This window comes from Streptomyces sp. NPDC019531 (genome assembly GCF_044903305.1).
Classification (GTDB): Bacteria; Actinomycetota; Actinomycetes; order Streptomycetales; family Streptomycetaceae; genus Streptomyces.
In genome coordinates this window covers 303,620-322,583 of the sequence record NZ_JBJDQL010000006.1, presented here as the reverse complement: position 1 = coordinate 322,583, position 18,964 = coordinate 303,620, and the positions used below count along the sequence as shown (strand labels likewise).

General features: G+C 69.8%; 11 protein-coding genes and 2 pseudogenes. 3 read left to right on the top strand and 10 right to left on the bottom strand.

Features of this window, described 5'->3' with window-relative positions:
- Positions 1-25: 25 nt before the first annotated feature.
- From ACI2L1_RS10915 to ACI2L1_RS10890, 6 genes are read right to left on the bottom strand one after another with little or no spacing between them, the layout of a single operon-like run.
- The gene (locus tag ACI2L1_RS10915) at positions 26-1,639 is read right to left on the bottom strand and encodes an ArnT family glycosyltransferase (RefSeq protein ID WP_404738987.1); all 1,614 of its coding nucleotides are present in this window, start codon (positions 1,637-1,639) and stop codon (positions 26-28) included.
- On the bottom strand, positions 1,636-2,448 hold the full coding sequence (locus ACI2L1_RS10910; protein WP_404738986.1) for a PIG-L deacetylase family protein: 813 nt from the start codon (positions 2,446-2,448) through the stop codon (positions 1,636-1,638). The genes ACI2L1_RS10915 and ACI2L1_RS10910 overlap by 4 nt, the downstream gene beginning before the upstream one ends.
- Complete coding sequence (locus ACI2L1_RS10905; protein WP_404738985.1) at positions 2,438-4,327, bottom strand: glycosyltransferase; 1,890 nt, start codon at positions 4,325-4,327, stop codon at positions 2,438-2,440. Before ACI2L1_RS10905 ends, ACI2L1_RS10910 begins: the two co-directional genes overlap by 11 nt.
- Positions 4,324-6,765 carry a lipopolysaccharide biosynthesis protein gene (locus ACI2L1_RS10900; RefSeq protein WP_404738984.1) on the bottom strand — a complete coding sequence of 814 codons (2,442 nt, stop codon included), beginning with the start codon at positions 6,763-6,765 and terminating at the stop codon, positions 4,324-4,326. The genes ACI2L1_RS10905 and ACI2L1_RS10900 overlap by 4 nt, the downstream gene beginning before the upstream one ends.
- Positions 6,762-8,297: a glycosyltransferase family 4 protein gene (locus ACI2L1_RS10895; protein ID WP_404738983.1), complete on the bottom strand. Its 1,536-nt coding sequence runs from the start codon at positions 8,295-8,297 to the stop codon at positions 6,762-6,764. Before ACI2L1_RS10895 ends, ACI2L1_RS10900 begins: the two co-directional genes overlap by 4 nt.
- A 5-nt stretch (positions 8,298-8,302) precedes the next feature.
- Positions 8,303-9,025, bottom strand: coding sequence for a glycosyltransferase (locus ACI2L1_RS10890; protein WP_404738982.1), 723 nt, complete (start codon positions 9,023-9,025; stop codon positions 8,303-8,305).
- Between the two features lie 580 nt (positions 9,026-9,605).
- On the opposite strand from ACI2L1_RS10890, the gene ACI2L1_RS10885 reads away from it, so the two are divergent.
- Both ACI2L1_RS10885 and ACI2L1_RS10880 read left to right on the top strand, forming a co-directional pair.
- Positions 9,606-10,625: a dTDP-glucose 4,6-dehydratase gene (locus ACI2L1_RS10885; RefSeq protein ID WP_404738981.1), complete on the top strand. Its 1,020-nt coding sequence runs from the start codon at positions 9,606-9,608 to the stop codon at positions 10,623-10,625.
- Positions 10,622-12,436: a glycoside hydrolase family 15 protein gene (locus ACI2L1_RS10880; protein WP_404738980.1), complete on the top strand. Its 1,815-nt coding sequence runs from the start codon at positions 10,622-10,624 to the stop codon at positions 12,434-12,436. The genes ACI2L1_RS10885 and ACI2L1_RS10880 overlap by 4 nt, the downstream gene beginning before the upstream one ends.
- Before the next feature lie 48 nt (positions 12,437-12,484).
- Here ACI2L1_RS10880 and ACI2L1_RS10875 read toward each other — a convergent pair whose 3' ends face one another.
- From ACI2L1_RS10875 to ACI2L1_RS10865, 3 genes and pseudogenes are all read right to left on the bottom strand, one after another.
- On the bottom strand, positions 12,485-15,571 hold the full coding sequence (locus tag ACI2L1_RS10875; RefSeq protein ID WP_404738979.1) for an EAL domain-containing protein: 3,087 nt from the start codon (positions 15,569-15,571) through the stop codon (positions 12,485-12,487).
- Between the two features lie 152 nt (positions 15,572-15,723).
- Positions 15,724-16,743: a UDP-glucose 4-epimerase GalE gene (gene galE, locus ACI2L1_RS10870; RefSeq protein ID WP_404738978.1), complete on the bottom strand. Its 1,020-nt coding sequence runs from the start codon at positions 16,741-16,743 to the stop codon at positions 15,724-15,726.
- Between the two features lie 116 nt (positions 16,744-16,859).
- A pseudogene (locus tag ACI2L1_RS10865) lies at positions 16,860-16,992 on the bottom strand (UTRA domain-containing protein); the annotation flags it as partial.
- 327 nt (positions 16,993-17,319) lie between these two features.
- On the opposite strand from ACI2L1_RS10865, the gene ACI2L1_RS10860 reads away from it, so the two are divergent.
- Positions 17,320-17,910, top strand: a complete 591-nt coding sequence (locus ACI2L1_RS10860) for a hypothetical protein (protein WP_404738977.1) — start codon at positions 17,320-17,322, stop codon at positions 17,908-17,910.
- Between the two features lie 78 nt (positions 17,911-17,988).
- Here ACI2L1_RS10860 and ACI2L1_RS10855 read toward each other — a convergent pair.
- Positions 17,989-18,731, bottom strand: a pseudogene (locus ACI2L1_RS10855) (PfkB family carbohydrate kinase).
- Between the last annotated feature and the right edge of the window lie 233 nt (positions 18,732-18,964).

Genomic DNA, 18,964 nt, shown 5'->3' with positions numbered 1-18,964 from the left:
GAGCAGAACACGAGGAGGGCGGCGGTCACGGACCATGGTCGGCCCCCGTCCGCAGGCCGTGGGCCGTTGCCCGGACTCGGAGGTACGCCTCGTCGGGCAGCGGTAGCTTGTACAGCGCGAGTGTGCCGTAGGAGCGCCCGTGGAAGGCGAACACCAGGTGACCTTCGGCCGCGAGGAGCCGGGCGGTGCGGGCGTCCATCGTGCCGTACCCCTGGTCGATCACTTTCCAGGGGACGACCAGATAACGGGCGTGCGCCCGGGTCCGGGCCTCGGGCGTGACCCAGTCGCCCATGACGTACCTGTCTCTCAGCGCCCACGACGAGATACCGCCGCTGGCCCCGCCGTCCGCCGCGATGACGGCGCTGCCCAAGGGCACATGCTTGTCCATGTAGCCGCGCAACCGTGCGTACCCGTCGTCGCGCCCGGTGTGCACCTTGGCGTACGAGACGCCCGAGAAGGTGACGGTCGCGGTGAGGAAGCCGACGAGGGCCACGAGCAGGACGCTGCGCAGCACCCGGCGGCCGTCCCGCTGCCGGAAGTGCTCGATCCCCACGGCGAGCGCCGCGCCCTGCACCACCACGGTGGGCACGATGAGCAGATAGAGCGCCTGTTCCTCCAGCGTCCCGTGGGCGAGGGCAAAGGCCAGGGTGAGTCCGGCGCACAGGTGGAACAGGGCCAGCATCCTGAGCACGGGGTCCTTGCGGCGCAGCAGGATCACCAGAGCGACAGGGCCGAGCACCAGGAGCGCGTAGGTGGAGGCGAAGGTCGTCACCTGGTCGATGAGCCGACTGGTCAGCGACGGGGTCCCGGCGGCATGGAACCCGGACTCCTGGACGAGCCCGATCAGGCGGGCGGCACCGTGGCTCTTGTTGTACCAGAACGGGTTGAAGTGGCCGTAGAGGCCCACGAGTGCCACATACAGCCCGTACGGCACGATGGCGGCTCCGAGCGTGGTGAGCAGCAGCCGTCTGGGAGGTCCCCAGCGGAGGATCAGCGCGAGGATCAACGGCACCACGCTGATGAGCGCCGAGTGGTCCTTCGTCAGCAGCGCCAGCCCGAAGAGCAGACCGGCCGCCACGGCCCTGAGGCGGACCCGGTCGGGCAGGGGTTCGCGGGCGAGGGGCAGTAGCACCAGATATCCGGCCAGCACGAACATCACGGTCTGGGTGTCCAGCATCACCCGGTCGTTCTGCCGGATGATGTACGGGTCAAGGGCGAACAGGAGGGCGGCCACGACACCGGCGGTGCGGGATCCGGCCTTGCTGACCAGCAGCAGCACCAGGACCGCCGTGATGGCTCCGAGGAAGATGTTCACCATCCGGGCCTGGTACAGGCCGGTGACGACGTCGGGGCTGATGCCGACGAGCTTGCCCCAGCCCGCCTCCACGTAGAAGTAGCCAGGGGGATGCAGGAAGAACAGGCCCTCGGATGTGTGGGGGAATCCGCCCTGCGCGGCGCTGACGCCGAGCTGCCGGTAGATCAGCTCGTCCACGAAGAAGTCCGCGGAACGGCCCACGTTCACCAAGCGCAGCCCCGCGGTCAGCAGGAAGACGCCTGCTGCCAGGACACTCGTCGGCACCCCACGGCGCGTCTGTCGCGGCGTGGGCTTTTGCACACGTCTTGCTTCGACAGTGGTCATGAGGAGTCCTCGCGGAAGAGGTAGAGCTCGGGGGCGAGCGGGACGTGTCCGCCGGGAAACATGGACCGGGTCTGCGTGCGGTAGCCGAGGATCGAGGCGGACTTGGCGCCGAGTCCCCGGGTCCAGGTGACTCGTCTGCGGAGGTCGTTGTGCCGTACGAAGTCGGCGTCCAGGGCATGGTGACGGCTGTAGGGGAAGTCGCCGTAGTAGACGACGCGGCGTCGGCTCATTTCGGCCGCCGTCCTGACCAGCAGATGGTCGGCATGCCCGCCGATGGCGAGCGGCGCCAGCAGCAGCGGCCCGGCCCCGCCCGACGGGTCCGGGACGGCGAGCGCCCTGACGGTATGGGTGAGGGTGCGCAACAGGTCGCTGTCGTGGGGGGAGATGCGGCCAGCGGCCAGGTGTCCGCGGTAGGTGGGATAGACGTGGTCGCGCTCGGGCAGCAGCCGGCTCGGTCGGCGGGTATCTCCCGTCCTGAGAAGGGTCTTGCGGCGGAAGAGTCCCTCCGTGAGGCCCGCGTGCCGCCAGGTGACGCCCATGGACGTGAGCACCTCCCGGTCCTCGGCGCGGCGAGCGGCGTACAACTCCTCGGCGTCACGCATCCCGGCCATGCGCAGGAATCGGCGAGCGGACAGGGTGTACGGCGGCGGGGCCCCGGTCGTGAACAGCGTGACGACGGTGACGGGCACATGCTGCCGGGCATGCGCCATCAGCGCTCCGCAGGACAGCACCGCGTCGTCGAGGTGGGGCGATAGAACCACCAGGGGGACGTTGCCCTGCACCACGGTGGTGAGGAGGTCAGGAGCCACTGACGATCACCTCCCGCGGTGGGAACTCCAGGGTCGTGGCAGTGGACACGAGCACGTTCCGCACCATGGTCAGGTACCGGTCGGTCATCGCCTCCCAGGTGTAGTGCTGCGCGGCCAGATACGCCTGACGGCCCAGCGCACGGCGGAGGTCCGCATCCGCGGCGAGTCGGCCGATCTCCTTGGCCATCCGGTCGGCGTCGAAGGGGGGCACGCCGACGTTTCCCTTGCCCTCCATCCAGCCCGTGGACGGCAGGGCGAAGTGGATCACCGGTTTGCCGTGGGCCATGCTCTCGAGTGAGACGAGGCCGAACGCCTCACTGCGCGAGGGCATGACCATGAAGGCGCTTTCCCTGAGCAGTTGCTCTTTGCGTTCCGAGTCGGCGTAGCCGAGCCAGTGGACGTTCCCACTCGTTCGGGCGAGCAGCGACTCCACTCTGCGCTCCTCGGTCGGCGTGCCGTGTCCGGCGATGTACAGCGGCAGGACCGGGGCAGCCGCTTCGTACGCCGCCAGCAGCAGGTCCAGGCCCTTGAGCTTCACATCGACCCGGCCCAGGAAGAGGATGTGCCCGCCCCCGCCGAACTCGGTCTCTTCGACGTGCTGCCTGTCGACACCGTTCTCGATCAGGTGCACCGCCGCCTTCGGACTGTGGCGCCGGGCGTCGGCGGCGTCCGCCTGGTTGAGGACCACCAGGTCCCGGTAGCGGCGCAGGGCAAGGTGTTCGATGGGGAAGGCGGGGATGTGGTACTTCCGCCAAGTGGCCTCGCTGCATCGGCACTGGTTGATCCCGACGACGGGTTTTCTGGCGAAGAGGGGCAGCAGACCCATCGTGAACGGGGGAGTGAAGTTCTCCAGCCACACGTCGTGCGGGATCCTCCGGGCGACAAGGGGAAGCGCCGCCTGGAAAAGCAGCTGGGCGGCCCGCGGACCGGCCCAGGAGACGGGCACGAAGTGGTATCGCAGACCGTCGCGCACCTGTGTTCCGCCATGTCGCGCCGCGGTGACGACGGTGACGTCGAACTCCTGAGCCAGACGTCGGGCCACATGATCCACCACGGCCGATCCGCCGCCGTGGTAGTCGGTGTTCTGGGTGTTGTCGAAGGCCGAGATGACCACCCGCCCGCGCGAGGGCGTTTCACGCCCGTCGGAGCCGTCGGCGCGGGGCTGCTCCTCACCCAACACGCCCCCGCGAGCCGACATGAGCCGGATGGCGGCGTCCGCGGCTAGAGCCGGCGTGGTGGCGCGCGCGTCGAGGCCGACCGCGTCCGCCGAGGAGCGCGCCCAGCGGCGGTAGCGTTCCTGCCAGTGCCGTCCCGGGTCCCTCCTGTCGTCCGCGGCTTCGCCGGCCGGCACGCCGACAGGACTCTCGAGGAGCAGCGTCAGGTCGTACGCGCCGGCCAGGCGGCGGAAGAGCGCGGCGGTCCGGGAGCCCGCCGGGGGGTCGAACTTCGCCAGGGAGTCGAGTGGTCCCCGGTCGGTGAGGATCACGCCCGGGCGGCCCAGTGCCCGGCCGCGCACGGCGGCCCGCACCCACGCGGTGGCCAGCCGCAGGGCGGTCTCGGACGCGTCGACGCGGGCATGGAGGGCGTCGAACCAGGTTCCCGGCTGTGACGGCGAGCCCGTTGGGCGTCCGGACCGGGGACGGCCCGGGAACCGGCGGCACATCACGCAGCCGTAGCAGTAGGTCCTCGTGACCGTGCAGCCCCGCTGCCGCAGCGCCGCCACGACGTGACCCACCAGAGTGGTCTTGCCGGAATCGTCGGGGCCGGACACCGCCACCAGCAGCCGGTCCGAGGTTCGCAGGCGCCTGCGCAGCGTGGCGCGGATGCCCGGTGCGGGACGGCGGTGCGGGACGGGTGAGGAGTGCTGTGGGCTGGTCATGAGGTACCCGCCTTTCGGCTCTTGGCGACGCACAGCGGGACCCTGAGAGCGGCCTCTCGTACGGCGCCTTCGATGCGTCCCTCGCGCAGTAGACGGGGGGTGTGTTCCACCGCCACGTGAAGCGAGACCTTGGCCGGAAGAGGCATGGGCAGGGTGACGGACTCACCCTGGTCGAGCCTTCCGACGGCCTCAATGGCGGTGGCGAGGGCCTGGCTGTGGGCGGTGCCCCAGCCTTCCCGGGCCGACTCCCGCCGGGCCTCGGCCATCACGTCCGGCTGCAGGAGCGGTCTGATGGCAAGGAGCTCCGACAGCTCGAAGGACAGGTTCTGGAAGAGTGCGTGGGCCAGCCAGATGCGCAGCCGGTCGGCGGGGTGGGGCTCCAGCCAGGGCCGGTCGTCCGCGGCCAGCGCGCGGGCGAACAGTGGGGTGTTGGGCATCACCGGGACGCCGAACCACGACACGGACGCGTGCAGGTGAGCGGCCGGCCCGCTCGGCGGCCACAGCAGCACCTTCGTGGAACGCTCCAGCCAGTACCGCTCGCGGCGCACGCACCAGCCGGACAGGGTCTTGGCCGCCGCTGCCCACCGGCCGTCGGGGACGACCAGATCGAAGTCGCCGCCCACGTGCTCGCCCGGCCCGTCCGCCTTGATCAGGACACTCGGGATTCCCGCGGCCAGCAGTCGCTCCGTCGCCTCGCACACGTTGCTGCGGAAGGACGCTTCGCGTTTCTCCACCTCGGCCACGGTCTCGGCCAGTTGCTGTGGATAGGCTCGGGCGAGCAGGGCTTCCGTGTTGCTGTCACGGGCGGCCGCCAGCGCGCGGCGCAGTTCGTCGTTCCCCGCGGGCCGGACATCATGGCGCCATACGGCGTCGAGGAGAAGCCGGGCGGGGGCGGGAGCGGTGTCCCCACGCGGACGCACGTCACCGTGGCGTGGGCCGTCCTCGCCGGGATCACGGTCGGCACCCGTGCTCTCACGGTCCGCTCGTGCGGACTCCGCCGGTGTGTCCTGACCGGGTCCTGAACCTTCCGACCATCCGCGTGCGGTGGCGGTCGCCCGGTGGCGCAGGAAACGTACGGTCGCCACGATCCCGGTGGCCGTCGCGGCGATCAGCCACACCACGGGAACCGGACGCACTGCCACGAGCACGCAGGTAACGACGAGCGGCTCGACCAGCGGCAGTTGGGCGAAGACGTGGAACCCCTGCCTGCGCACCAGCAGATGCACCAGCAGCAGCAACGCCGCCAGGGCGCCGCCGCAGCCGCCGATCGCCAGTCCGAGTACTCCTCCGGCCCGCCAGCCGAGCAGCAGGCCCCCGAGGAAGAGCAGCACTCCGACGGCCTGACGGGGCTGGCAGGACTGGTCGTTGACCGCCTGGAAGAAGGTCGAGACGAGGTTGATACCGCCGATGGCGAACCCCGACACCCCGGTGAACATCACTAGCCTGCTCAGCATGCCGTAGTTCGCCGGGAAGATCACGTCGAGTACATCGGGTGGTGTGGTCGCGTAGACGGCCGTGAGCGGGAGGGCGACGATGAGGTACATCCGCATGGCGCTCGCGGCCAGCGGTGTTCCCATGCGGCGACGGGACAGCGCGGGGAAAAAGGCCACCGAGATGGCGCTGGCCAGGAAGAGTGGCGCCCGGCCCATCATCACGCTCGCCTGATAGCTCGCGGTGGCCGCTGCGCCCGCCGGAAGCAGGGTGACCAGGACCAGGTCGACGGTGGCCATCAGCGCCACCAGGCTCTGCACGCTGCCCAGTTCGAGAGCACGGCGCCACAGGTCGCGGTTCGCTCGTGCCTGAGCCCACCGCCCGCCTCCGCGAGTCATCCGATAGGGCCACCAGATCAGGAGGGGGACCGCCGCGATCCCGAACGCTGTCAGGGCGCCGGTGGCGCCGAGCCCGAGCACCGAGACGAGGAACAGGCCGACGAATACCTTCAGCGCCGCCTCACCGGTGAGGGCGCCGGCCAGGGTCCGCATCCGCTCGGTGCCCTGCAGCCAGCCGCCGCTGACCCGCGTGATGTAGATGAGCAGAGTGACTACGCCGAGCGCGGCGACAGTGGCCGCACCGGCGAACTGCGTGGCCACCAGGGCGACCGTGCCGCCGGCCAGAACGCCGCCGGTCACCGCGATCACCACGGTGAACCTCACGGCGTCGCCGCGCTCGGACTGCGAACGCGCGCGTGCCAGGGCCTGGGCCAGCACCCAGGGGATGGCGACGAGAGCGATGGTGGCCGCGCACAGCACCAGTCCCTGTCCTGCGGCGAAGGTCGCGAAATCGTCCACGTCCAGCAACCGCGTCAGCAGCAGTGCGTAACCGTAGTTGAGTGCTCCGATGGTCAGCCACGCGGCGGTGATCCAGCGGGCGCCCTGCACGGCCGTGACATCGTCCGGCCGTGCGGCCGTGTGGGGGGCGGAGATGCGTATGGAGGTCATGGTGTGGTGCGGTCGCTTTCGCTGTGGGCGCTGCCGAGGCGGGCGGGGGACGGGCCGGTTCCGTCGATCCGTTCGGGCACGGGTTCGCCGGTCGCCGGTTCCGTGGCGGTGGTCCCGGCCGTCCCCACCAGGACGTCCTGGCGGCTCGCCAGGGTGAGCTCGCTGGGCCGGACGCCCAGGCGGCGCAGGGCCGTTGCGGCGCGAACCTCGTCGCAGCCGTGCAGGAGCACCCGGAATGTGTCGCCGTACCGGTTCCAGCCGTCGGTCAGCCGCAGGGCCTGCTGCAGGAGCTGCTCCATCGCGTTGCCGTCGGTCACCCGGAAGCTGCCGATGACGCAGAGATCGCTCGGCCGGCGGCGCGAGCGCCGATGCCGCCGGGTCCGCGACATCTCCTCCAGGACCACTGCGGCCAGTCGCTCCGAGGTGTCGTCCCAGGAGAACGTTGCGGCCCAGGACCGGCATCGGCCCGCCATCTGCTCCCGCGTGGCGGCATCGGTGAGCTCTGCCAACGCGTCGGCGATGCCGCCGGCCAGGTCGGATTCGGGCGGCAGAAGCCATCCGGTGCGGCCGGGCCGGACCGCATCGCGCAATCCCGGCACGTCGAAGACGACAGCGGGAGTCCCGACGGCATCGGCCTCGATGACGGTGAGACCCCAACCCTCGGCGACGGACGGGACGACAGTGAGCCATGCCCGTGCGAGCATCTCCCACTTGCGCTCGTCGGTCACCCGGCCGTGGAAAGCGACGGCGTCCGAGACACCGATTCGCGTCGCGAGGTCGCGCAGGCGGGGCAGTTCACCACCGTCTCCAGCAATGTCGAGCCGTACGCCGGGCATCTTGTGCATCAGCGCTGGCATGGCGTGGACCAGCAGGTCCAGGCGCTTTTGCGGCACGAGTCTGCTGACGACGGCGATGGTCGGCGTCCGGCTGCGCGAAACGCCGACGGGCCCGCCTGATCCGTGGGGCGCACCAGCGAGCGAGCTCCCGTTGGGGACGACGTAGACCGGGTTGCGGAAGCCGAGTTCACGCCGGATCCCCTCCAGGGTGGAGGGAGACACCGCGACGACCGGCCGACCGTGGTAGACGCGACGGCTGACCTGCTTCTCCAGGAGCCGGCCGACGATGTTCAGTGGCCGGGGCAGAAGCATGTCGAACTGGCTTTGGTGGACGTGGTGCACGACGCACAGGTCGGCGGTCCAGTGCGGCGTGAACAGCGGAGAGAAGAACGGGATGCCGTTCTGGCAGTCGATGACGGCGTCGTAGGCGTGCCGATGGCGCAGCAGATGCCGCGCCGCTGCCGCGTAGACGCCGTAGGTGCCGCCGTCGCGCAGAATCCGTATGCCGTCGGACACGGAGTAAGGAGAGGACCCCGGGTGGCGCGCGGTGAACACCGTGACACGGGCGCCCGCTTCGCTGAAACGGCGGGCGGTTTCCCAGCAGAACGCCTCGGCGCCGCCGGCCTGCGGGTGGGAGGGATCGCGCCAGTTGAGGAAGAGTATGTCTGCTCGGGCAAGCTCGTTCAGTGCAGTCATGGCGGTCACCGCGCTATCGAGATTCTGATCAGGTCGGCCATCGAACGCAGACCGTCCCGGCGAGCCGAGAAGGTCGATCCCGGCACGTCGCACCAGGCGACCGGTACCTCTGTCACTCGGTGTCCACAGCGCGCGAGGCGGGCGAGGATTTCCACGTCGAAGGCGAACCCGTCGATATGGCAGTCACCGACGACCTGGCGGATGAGGGGCCCGTCGAAGAACTTGAAGCCGCACTGCGTGTCGGCGATGTCGGGGAGGGACATGCGGGCCAGTCGCCTGAAGACCCAGCCGCCGCAGCGGCGCAGTGCGGACTGCTCGATCTCGTAGCGTGCGCCCGGAGCCCGTCGGGAAGCTATGACCGCCGCGTGACCTTCCTCGAGCAGTGCCATGACGGCGTCGAGCGTCTCGATGGGGGTGGCGCTGTCGGCGTCGGCGAACCCCACGTATCGGGCCGAGGAGGTGCAGATGCCCCGGCGGACGGCGGCGCCCTTGCCATGATCGCTGCAGCCGATGGCGTACACGGGGACGGGCGCGCGGGCGAAACGCTCTACGACGTCATGCGTGCCGTCGGCGCTGTCGTTGTCCACGACCACGATGGCGGAGGTCCAGGGCCGGTCGGAGAGATGGTCGACCGTGACCTCGATGGTGGACGGGAGACGGCGTTCCTCGTTGAGTGCCGGGAAGATCAGTTCCAGGTCGACCTCGGGGCGGATGGGTGCGAACGTCATCACGGGGCGCCGCCTTCCGGTGTATGCCGCCGGACGGCGGCTGGGTCGGGGGTGTCGCCCGAGAGGGGAGTCCCCGAGTCGCGTGTGCGACGCCGGCCGGCTGATCGCGGGACGGATGCGTGGACCCGGTAGCGGTACGGCAGGGACCAGCGCCTGCGTACGATGCCGCGGCAGATGATCGCCGTCGGCACGATCATGTCGGAGAAACGGCGGACCTGGCCGCCGACGTCCCGAGGAGAGAGGTCGCATGCCCGGTGCGGCGACAGGCGGGCCGGCCAGTCGGTTGCGCGACGCAGCCGGTGGGGAGCGGCAGCGGTTGGGCGGCGACTCGAAGACACATACATGTCGCAATCCGTCTCTATGAGAAGGATACGGTGTACACGTACACTTTCATCCGATCTCGTCGCAAAGTCAAGGCGAGAGGTGTCGGGGTTCGGTTGACGCGGAACGCCCCTGGGGGGATTATGTACGTATACGTTGTAAATATACTACATTGACCCTCCCTGGTGGTGATCGTGATGCGAAAGGGGACCCTGATCTCAGGCCCGCGACAACCCCACGCCACAGTGCGGCTCCGGTCATGACCCCGACCCGCATCCTGGTCACCGGCGGAGCCGGTTTCGTCGGCTCGCACTACGCACGCACGCTGCTGGGGCCGTGCGGCCCGCCGGGCGTCGCGGTGACCGTGCTCGACAAGCTCACCCGCGCCGGCAACCTCGCCAACCTGGACGACGTCCGCCACGCGCCGGGCTTCTCCTTCGTCCGCGGGGACATTTGTGACCCGGACGTCGTCGACGCGTTGGTCGCCGTGCACGACCAGGTGGTGCACTTCGCCGCGGATTCACCCGTCGACCGGTCCCGCCTGGGCAGCGAGGGGTTCATCCGGACGAACGTCCTGGGTACGCAGACCCTGCTCGACGCGGCCCTGCGCCACGGACTGCACACGTTCATCCACATCTCCTCCGTCGAGGTCTACGGCTCCATACGCGCGGGCTCCTGGCCGGAGACCGACCCGCTGCGGCCCAACTCGCCCTACTCCGCCTCCAAAGCGGCGTCCGACCTGCTCGCGCTGGCGTACCACCGCACCCACGGCCTCGACGTACGGGTGGCCCGGTGCTCGAACAACTACGGGCACCACCAGTTCCCCGAGCAGGTCATCCCGCGGATCATCACCCATCTGCTGACGGACAGGCCGGTGCCGCTGCACGGCAACGGGCTGGACGTCCGCGACTGGATCCACATCGACGACCACGTACACGGCATCGAACTCGTGCGTACGGGAGGCCGCCCGGGCGAGGTCTACAACATCGGCGCCGGCGACGAACTCTCTCAGCGGGAGTTGGCAGGCCTGCTGCTGCAGGTGTGCGGCGCGGACCGGGGGATGATCAGATTCGTCGAGCACCGGCGGAGCAACGGGGACCGCCGATACTCGGTCGACACCACGAAGATCCAGACGGAGCTCGCGTTCGCACCACGCAAAGACCTGGTCGCCGGGCTCGCGGAGACTTTCGACTGGTACCGGACACATCGCTCCTGGTGGGAGCCGTTGCTGCCGCGGGCCTGCCAAGAACCGAACGACTATGAGCGGCTCCCGTCATGAACTCACCCATCGAGGACTACGCCCTGATCAGCGACCTGGAGACCGCCGCCATGGTCGGCAGGGACGGGTCGATCGACTGGCTGTGCCTGCCCCGGTTCGACTCGCCGGCGTGTTTCGCCGCGCTCGTGGGCACGCAGGACAACGGATTCTGGCGGGTGGCTCCCGTTACCGGAGGCGCTTGTACCCGTCGGAGGTACCGCGGGGACACGCTGATCCTGGAGTCGGAGTGGCGGAGCGCAACCGGCGCTGTGCGGATCATCGACTTCATGCCGCCGCGTACGCAGTTGCCGTGCGTGGTCCGCATCGTGGAGGGCATGTGGGGTTCGGTACCCATGCGCAGCGACCTGCGCCTGCGGTTCCACCAGGGCCGCGTCCGGCCGTGGGTTCGGGTCGCCGAATCCGGCACCTTCGCGGTCGCGGGGCCGGACGCCGTCTGGTTGCACGCCGACGGGCCGCTGAACGTGCCCGACCACGAGGGCGACACGGAGCACGACTTCGTGGTCACGGCAGGCCGGAGGCTGGCCCTGACGCTCGTCTGGTCGCCGTCGCACCTGACCGAGCCGCCGCCACCGCTGTCCGTTCCGGCGGAGACGACGCTGAAGGAAACCAGTGACTTCTGGCGGCGCTGGAGCGCCCAGTGCCGCTACGAGGGCCCGTGGCGGGACGCGGTGGTGCGTTCACTGATCACCCTCAAGGCGCTCACCTACGCCCCCACGGGCGGCATCATCGCGGCACCGACCACCTCGCTGCCCGGACGCGTGGGCGGCGAGCGCAACTGGGACTACCGGTACTGCTGGCTGCGCGACTCCACCCTGACCCTGTCGTGCCTGCTGCGCAGCGGTTACCGGGAGGAGGCCACGGCCTGGCTGGACTGGCTGGTGCGGGCGATCGCGGGTGACCCCGACCATCTGCAGACGGTGTACGGCGTCGAGGGGCAACGGCTGCTGACGGAGACCGAGGCGCCGTGGCTGACCGGCTACGAGGGATCCCAACCGGTCCGGTTCGGGAACTCCGCGACGAGCCAGTTCCAGCTGGACGTGTACGGCGAGGTCATGGACACGCTCTGGCTGTCGCTCCGGGCCGGGATCCTCATGCCGGCTCATGTGTGGGACCTGGTCGAAGTCCTCATGGGCTACCTCGTGCGGCACTGGCGCCGGCCGGACCAGGGGTTGTGGCAGGTGCGGGGTAGGCAGAGGCAGTTCGTGCACTCCAAGGTGATGGTCTGGGTGGCTGCCGACCGTGCTCTGCGCATGGGGGCGCTGCTCGGCAGAAACGGATCCTCGGGCGTGTGGCGGGCCATGCGCGACGAGGCTCATCGTGATGTCTGCCGCAAGGGATGGGACGCGCGGCAGGGGTCGTTCGTGCAGTCCTACGGCTCATCGGCCCTGGACGCCTCGGCGCTGCTCATCCCCCGGCTCGGCTTCCTGCCCGCCACGGACGAGCGGGTGCGAGGCACCGTACGCGCCATGCGGCAGCTGGCACACGGGGGATTCGTGCGGCGGTACGCCTCCGACGGCGGCGCCGCGCACGGGCTGGACGGTATCCCCGGTCCCGAGGGCGCGTTCGTGTCGTGCTCCCTCTGGTACGCCCAATGCCTCGCCGCGACCGGGCACCCCCAGCAGGCCCGCGCGGCCTTCGAACGCCTCCTCGCCGTCCGCAACGACGTCGGTCTGCTCGCCGAGCAGTGGGACCCGGACGAGGGCCGTCAACTGGGCAACGCGCCGACGGTGTTCAGCCACGCTGCTCTGGTGGAGACGGCGTTCGCCCTGTCACCGGCACCGTTCACGAAGCCTCGTGGCCCCGCAGCGTGAGATCGGCGCGGGTGAGGAACCGACTGCGTCGGGCCCTGTCCGGGCGGCTCACGGGACTCCTCCCGTTTCCCGGCCGCGCAGCACGGCCGCCCCCTCGTCCAACGTTATCGGCGGCGCGAACAGAAATCCCTGCCCGTACCGGCAGCCCATCGCGGTCAGCAGGTCGCGCTGCTCCGGCACCTCGATGCCCTCGGCGATCACCTGCACTTCGAGCGTGGCGGCGAGGCGGATGATCCCCTCGACGAGTTTGACCTGCCGGGCGTCGTGCGGAATGTCGTCGATGAACGACTTGTCGATCTTGAGTACGTCTAGGGGGAAGTCGCGCAGATAGCGCAGTGAGGAGAAACCGGTGCCGAAGTCGTCCACGGCGATGCGCACGCCGAGGCCCTTGAGCTCTCGGATGAGGCCGTCGATCTGCTCGTCCCGTCGCATGAGCACCGACTCGGTGAGCTCCAGTTGCAATGAGCCCGGGAACAGGCCCGGGGTGCCCAGAGCCCGGGACACCTCGTCGATGAAGCCCTCGTCCTGCCACTGACGGCCGGAGACGTTCACGCTGACGTACGGCGGCGCCGACGGCCGGACCTGGTTCTGCAGCCGGGCCATGTCGGCGGTGGCACTGTGCAGCACCCAGGCACCCAGCGGCGTGATGCGGCCGGTCTCCTCGGCGACGGGGATGAACTGGCCGGGCGGTACCGACCCGTGCAGGTGGTGCGGCCAGCGGGCCAGCGCCTCGAAGCCGACGACGTGGCCCGCGACAAAGTCCACTACGGGCTGGTACAGCAGTGCGAACTCGTCCCGAGCGAGCGCGTCGTCCAGCCGCTCCCGCAGATCTTGGCGCTCCGTCATGCGTGTCCGCAGCTGGGGCTGATAGCGGCGCCACTGGCGTTTGCCCGCGGCCTTGGCCGCGTACAGGGCCAGGTCGGCGAGGGCGAGCAGTTCCATGGCGTCCGTGGTGTCGAGCGCGGTGGCCACGCCCACGCTGGCGGAGACGCTCACCTTGTCGCCGGACAGTTGGAAGGGCCGGCTCAGGGTCTGGATCACCTGTGCGGCCAGCAGGTCGGCGTCCAGCGGCAGCTTGGCGTCCTCCATCAGTACCGCGAACTCGTCGCCGCCGAGCCGGGCCGCCGTGTCGGTGCGGCGCAGCGTCTCTTCCAGGCGCTCGCCCACCGCTTTGAGGAGCCGGTCGCCTGCCGGGTGCCCCAGAGTGTCGTTGACGATCTTGAAGTCGTCCAGGTCGATGAAGAGGAGGCAGGTCAGTGCCGATTCGCGTCGTCCGCGCAGCAGGGCTCGGCCCGTCCGCTCCAGCAGCAGGGTCCGGTTAGGAAGGCCGGTGATCGAGTCGTGGAAGGCCCGTTGGGTGAGCTCTTGTTCCAGCTGGCGCTGTTCCGTCACGTCCCGCAGAGTGACCACCAGGCCGCCCACGGTCTCGTCCTGTCGCAGGTCGCGGCAGCGTACCTCCACCTCGATGCGGCCGCCCCCGCGCAGAACCCGCCAGTGGTCGTGGTTCTCCTTCCGTGCGTCGCCGTCCAGCGTCGCCAGGGTGCTGCCCATCCGCCCGTAGTCCCGGGGATCCACCAGCTCACGCAGCGCGCTACCGGCCAGCGGGACGCTGCCGAAGATGGCTTCAGCGGAGGGGCTGGCGTAGCGCACGGTCGTGTCGTCGTTGATGATCAGGATGACGTCCGAGGCGCTGCGGACCAGGGTGCGGAAGTATGCCTCGCTCTCCTTCCGCACGATCTCCCGACGCAGCGCGATACGGTCCGCCGCCAGGCCCGCATGTGAGGCGAGGATCTCCACCGAGCCGCGCACGTCGGAGAGGCGGCGCTCCGGTCCGGCGGACACCAGCACACCGGGGAGGTCGTCGCAGGCCCTGCGGTCGAGTTGGCCGACCGGGCACACCAGAGCGCTCGGCAGCTTGCCGAGCCTGGGGGCGATGTCCGCACCGAGACGGTCGGCGGGCACCAGGAGGGAACCGCCCTGTGGATCGTTCTGCTGATTCGTGGGAGAGGCGGCATCCGCGAGAAGACCGAGGAAGTAGTGGGCCTCACCGGTCGGCACGAGCAGGCTCCGGTGTGGTACGTCCGGCCCCATCAGAGCGGTGACCGTCGTGCCGCAGGCCCGCCCGATCTCAGCCGGCGTCATGGCCGCTACGAGGGATGCGGTGGCCACGCGCAGCGCCTGCTCGCGTGCCATGGCCTTGCGGTGGGCGACCACCATGCCCGCGAGCCGGAGGATGACCAGGAGGAACAGTGCGGTGGAAAAGGTGGCCAGGACGGTCGCGTCGCGCACGCTGCCCGTCCGCTCCTCGATGATCAGGATGCAGGGCGCGATCAGCGTGGCCATGGTGAGCAGTACGAGCCTGCGCCACTGCGGGCGCAGGGACTCAGGGCGGGGCTCAGGCTCGGTCAGCCGGGCCATGGAGGGGTGGAGCGCGGCCAGCCCCCAGGTCGTGTAGAAGACGATCCCGCCGGCGTCCAGCAGTGTGTCGGGCGCCCGGCCCTCGTTGAGCTGCAGAACCCCGAAGGCGATGTCGAAGCCCAGTAGCGTGACGGTACCCAGGCCGAGCAGTTGAACGGTGCGGTGGTGGCCGGACCGCGGGTCGGCCGCGAGCAGCCGTGCCACCAAGCCCAGCAGCACGAGGTCGCCCAGCGGGTAGGCGATGCTGATCGCGCGCTGCTGCCAACTGAGCCCGTCCAGCGAGGCGACCGGCTGCACCAGGTAGATCCAGACCGGCAGGCCCAGCCCGGCGGTGACGATCAGGGCGTCCAGCAGACTGGGCAGGTCGTGATGGACCCAGCGGTACGCCACGAGGCCGAACAGCCCCGCGGCGAAGAGCGGGTACACAGCGAGGAAGCAGGCGTCCGCGGGGGAGGGGTCCGCCGCCCGGAAGTACTGTTCCTGCATCTCGTAGTACGTGTCACCGGCGGTGAAGACCAGCAGTCCGCCGGCGAGGGCGAGCCATGGCCACCGGTGCGCGGGCCGGTGGACGCTGACGCCGGTGAGGACGGCCGCGGTGCTGCCCAGGCCCATGAGGGCCTCCAGAGGGAGGTGCGCGGCGGCAACGGTCATGGAGACGCAGGTGAGACCCACGACGAAGGCCAGATATGCGGTCATCAACCGGTGGGTCTGCGGCATCGGCAAGCGCCTCCGGGCCGACGTACCACGGTCGCGAACAACGCCAACCGCGTATGGCCAACTATTTTAACTATATTGGACATATTTTCGCATTTCGTCGTGGCTGGCTCGGTGGCTCACTTCTTCCTCTCGGGTCGCCGGGCGGAGCCCGCCTAGCCACGGAGGCTGAGCTGCTGGAACCGCCAGGCGTCCCGGCATATGTCGTCGAGGTCCCGCGCGGCGCGCCAGCCCCAGGAGCGCGCCACGGCGGTCGTGTCGGGGACGAGTTCGGCCACGTCGCCCGGGCGACGTGGTGCGGCCTCGAACGGGATCGGGCCACCGCATGCCCGGGAGAACGCGGTGACGACGTCGAGGACCGTGCTGCCCCTGCCCGTGCCCAGGTTGAACACGTGCATACCGGGCCCGTCGGCGAGGTGGTCGAGTGCGAGACGGTGTGCCTCGACCGCGTCCATCACGTGGGTGTAGTCGCGGACCGCCGTCCCGTCGCGCGTGGGGTAGTCGGTGCCGAACACGCGAAGCCGCTCCCGTTGGCCGATCGCCACCTGGGCCACGTACGGCACCAGGTTGTCGGGTGGGCCGTGCGGGTCCTCGCCGAGCAGACCGCTGGGGTGGGCGCCGGCCGGGTTGCAGTAGCGCAGGCACAGCACCGTGTACTCGGGACGGCGGCGGCAGACGTCGGCGAGGATCTGCTCGCAGATCCACTTGGATGCTGTGTACGGGTTGGCGGGCCGGGCGGGGGTGGCCTCGTCGAGCGGTCCGGGGCCTGCGTCGCCGTAGATCGCGGCGGAGGAGGAGAAGACCAGTTGGTGCACTCCGTGCTCGTGCATGGTGCGCAGCAGCGCGGTCGTGCCGCCGACGTTGGTGTCGTAGTACTCGACGGGCGTCTTCAGTGACCTGCTCGCGGACTTGACGGCGGCCAGGTGCACCACAGCGTCCACGGAGTGCCGGGCGAAGACCGATGACAAGGCGCGCCGGTCCAGGATGTCCAGCTCGTAGAAGGTGCCGACGAAACGGCCGGCGATCCGTTCCACCCGGGAGAAGACCTGCGGCGAGCTGTTGGAGTAGTCGTCGACGACGATCAGCTCGTAGCCGTGGTCCAGCAGGTCGACGCAGGTGTGACTACCGATGAAGCCGGCCCCACCGGTGACCAGGACTGTTGACGGTGCACTCATGGGCGCTTGGCCCTTCATCTGCATCGTAGATTTACGCCGTATGTGTACGACTTTCCACCTCTGGGCCACCCCATGTCAAGCGCGATGGCCCCCGCGTTTGGGGTCGGAGACCCTCCTCACGCCCCGACCAGCAACTGGAAATCAAACGCGTACCGCGACGCCCGGTAGATGTGCGTCCCGTACTCGACCGGCCGGGCCCGTGTCGTCGTAAGCCGTGCGCTGCATCGTCAGCCGGGCGGCGCCCTCCCTGGCGGCGACTGAGCACCAGCGGGCGCTTGACCTGGCTGTGCACCACCCTGCGTGCCGACTCTGCGGCGGCGCGCCGGCTGCCCCTTGTCGACCAGGGGCGGATGAGATTCTGATGTGTCGTCAGGAATGCTTGGGAAAGCCGAGGTTGATGACCGCGGTGATCACCTTGCCCTGGGTGTAAGACGCTGCCGTAGACGTGCAGGTCGCCGAAGAGGGAGTCCGGCCCACTGAGCCCGTCGTTCCGCCGCCCCGGCTGATGAACGGTGGCGAACGGCCTGCCGCGGCGGGGAAGGGATTCCCTCTGGGGTGCGGCCGAGGGGGCGGGACGTGGACTGGAACCAGTGGTCGGCGGTGGCGGGTCTCTCGTCCGCCGCACTGGCCTTGGCGGCCGTCGGCATAGCGCTGCAGGCGCACCGGACGGAGCACCGGCGCTCCAGGTTCGAGACGGCCCGGAGCCTGCTCCACGAACTGACCGCCGGGGAGAGCGCGGTGGCCCGCAACTACGTCGCGCGGCTGCACTACGGCTCGTCCAACAGCGGCACGAGCCCGGATCTCAGCACGACGGCCCAGGCGGACCTGTACTTCGCCGCCTACTACATGATGCTGTGGTCCTTCGAGCGGGTCGAGGCGGGGCGTACCTCACTCATCGCGGGAGGGCGTGCCGACGGCGGTGACGCGGTGATCCAGTACCTGGACGAGCGGCTGGCCTGGCACGTCGCCGAGTACGCGTGCGCGATTCCGCAGGCGAGGGCACGGCTGGGCGCGGCTGCCAGTGAGGGAAGGGTCAAGGACCGGGACTCCGCCGCGGGTTTCCTGCGACTGCTGTCCGCGCTGCAGGACCGGGGCATGGTCGACCGGACGTTCCTGCCCGACGCCTGTCCGGGTGGTGGCGTCTGTCCGTGCGAATGCCACCAGTGAGGCATCGCCAACGGACAACCGGCCCCTGGCCGACACCCGCCGCATTGCCGTGGTCGAAGATGCCCCAGGTGCCGGCGATCACGAGGTGCCGTACGGCGTCCCGTTCGCTGTACTGGACGCACAGGAACCGCACCAGCGCTGGGCGACGGTCAGGCGGAGGTGTGCGGGCGGGTTCGGGGTGATGTTGGTCAAGTCGTGCTCTGTTTCAGGCGTTGCTCGTGCCAGGAGGGCGTCCACCTCGGTCTCGGTGGGCATCGGGGAAGAGCAGGGAGGAGGGAGGCGACGAGCGCACCCGCCGCGTTGGCGTACCGCATGGTCCGCTCCAACTCCCAGCCGGCAGCCCGTGACACAGTGGGCCGCCGAACGCGTCGCCCGCGCCCGGGCCGTTGACCACCTCGACCGGGATGGACGGGGCTTCGCGCCGTCGCGCCGTCGCGGTGCACGGCGAGCGGGGTATCTCCAGGTCGGGGGGCCATGGGGCGGCGGTAGGAGTACAGCGGGAAGTCGTCCGGCGGGAAGATCTCACAGAAGGTGACCGGGGTCGGACCGCTCTCCACGGGTGTCGCCCAGCGGTTGTCGACGCCGAACTCCGTGAGGGTCTGGTGGAGATACGCCCCGAACGGGTCGGCTCCGGTACGGGTGGTGACCGCGCTGGAGCGGCCGAGCCGGGCTGCGGCGACCGCGATATCGGCGGCCGAACCGCCGAGGAACTTGCCGAATGACCGGACCTGTGCAAGGGACACCCCCGACTGGTGCGGGTAGAGATCAACTCCGATACGGCCCATACTGATCACGTCGAAGTGCTGAACTGGCTCGGCCATGCGCGACGCTCCTCGGAGCCGGCCTGGGGACGTGGGGCCCGGAGGGCCTTGCTTCCCCCAGGTGTAGGACCCGAAGGGCAACGCCGTCAATCGTTTGTGCTTACATTCTGACCTGGTTGTGAAAGGATGTCTTAACAAAGTATTGACAGTGCGCGCCCCTGGGGATTGGATTCCGTCCCAACGCAACTGCCGCGTTCTCGATGATCCGCCCCTTTCCCGACGTTCTCCCCGTC

Coding starts and splice junctions, on each gene's coding strand:
- ACI2L1_RS10915 (WP_404738987.1), bottom strand. CDS start 1,639: ATGACCACTGTCGAAGCAAGACGTGTGCAAAAGCCCACGCCGCGACAG.
- ACI2L1_RS10905 (WP_404738985.1), bottom strand. CDS start 4,327: ATGACCAGCCCACAGCACTCCTCACCCGTCCCGCACCGCCGTCCCGCA.
- ACI2L1_RS10900 (WP_404738984.1), bottom strand. CDS start 6,765: ATGACCTCCATACGCATCTCCGCCCCCCACACGGCCGCACGGCCGGAC.
- ACI2L1_RS10895 (WP_404738983.1), bottom strand. CDS start 8,297: ATGACTGCACTGAACGAGCTTGCCCGAGCAGACATACTCTTCCTCAAC.
- ACI2L1_RS10890 (WP_404738982.1), bottom strand. CDS start 9,025: ATGACGTTCGCACCCATCCGCCCCGAGGTCGACCTGGAACTGATCTTC.
- ACI2L1_RS10885 (WP_404738981.1), top strand. CDS start 9,606: ATGACCCCGACCCGCATCCTGGTCACCGGCGGAGCCGGTTTCGTCGGC.
- ACI2L1_RS10880 (WP_404738980.1), top strand. CDS start 10,622: ATGAACTCACCCATCGAGGACTACGCCCTGATCAGCGACCTGGAGACC.
- ACI2L1_RS10875 (WP_404738979.1), bottom strand. CDS start 15,571: ATGCCGCAGACCCACCGGTTGATGACCGCATATCTGGCCTTCGTCGTG.
- galE (WP_404738978.1), bottom strand. CDS start 16,743: ATGAGTGCACCGTCAACAGTCCTGGTCACCGGTGGGGCCGGCTTCATC.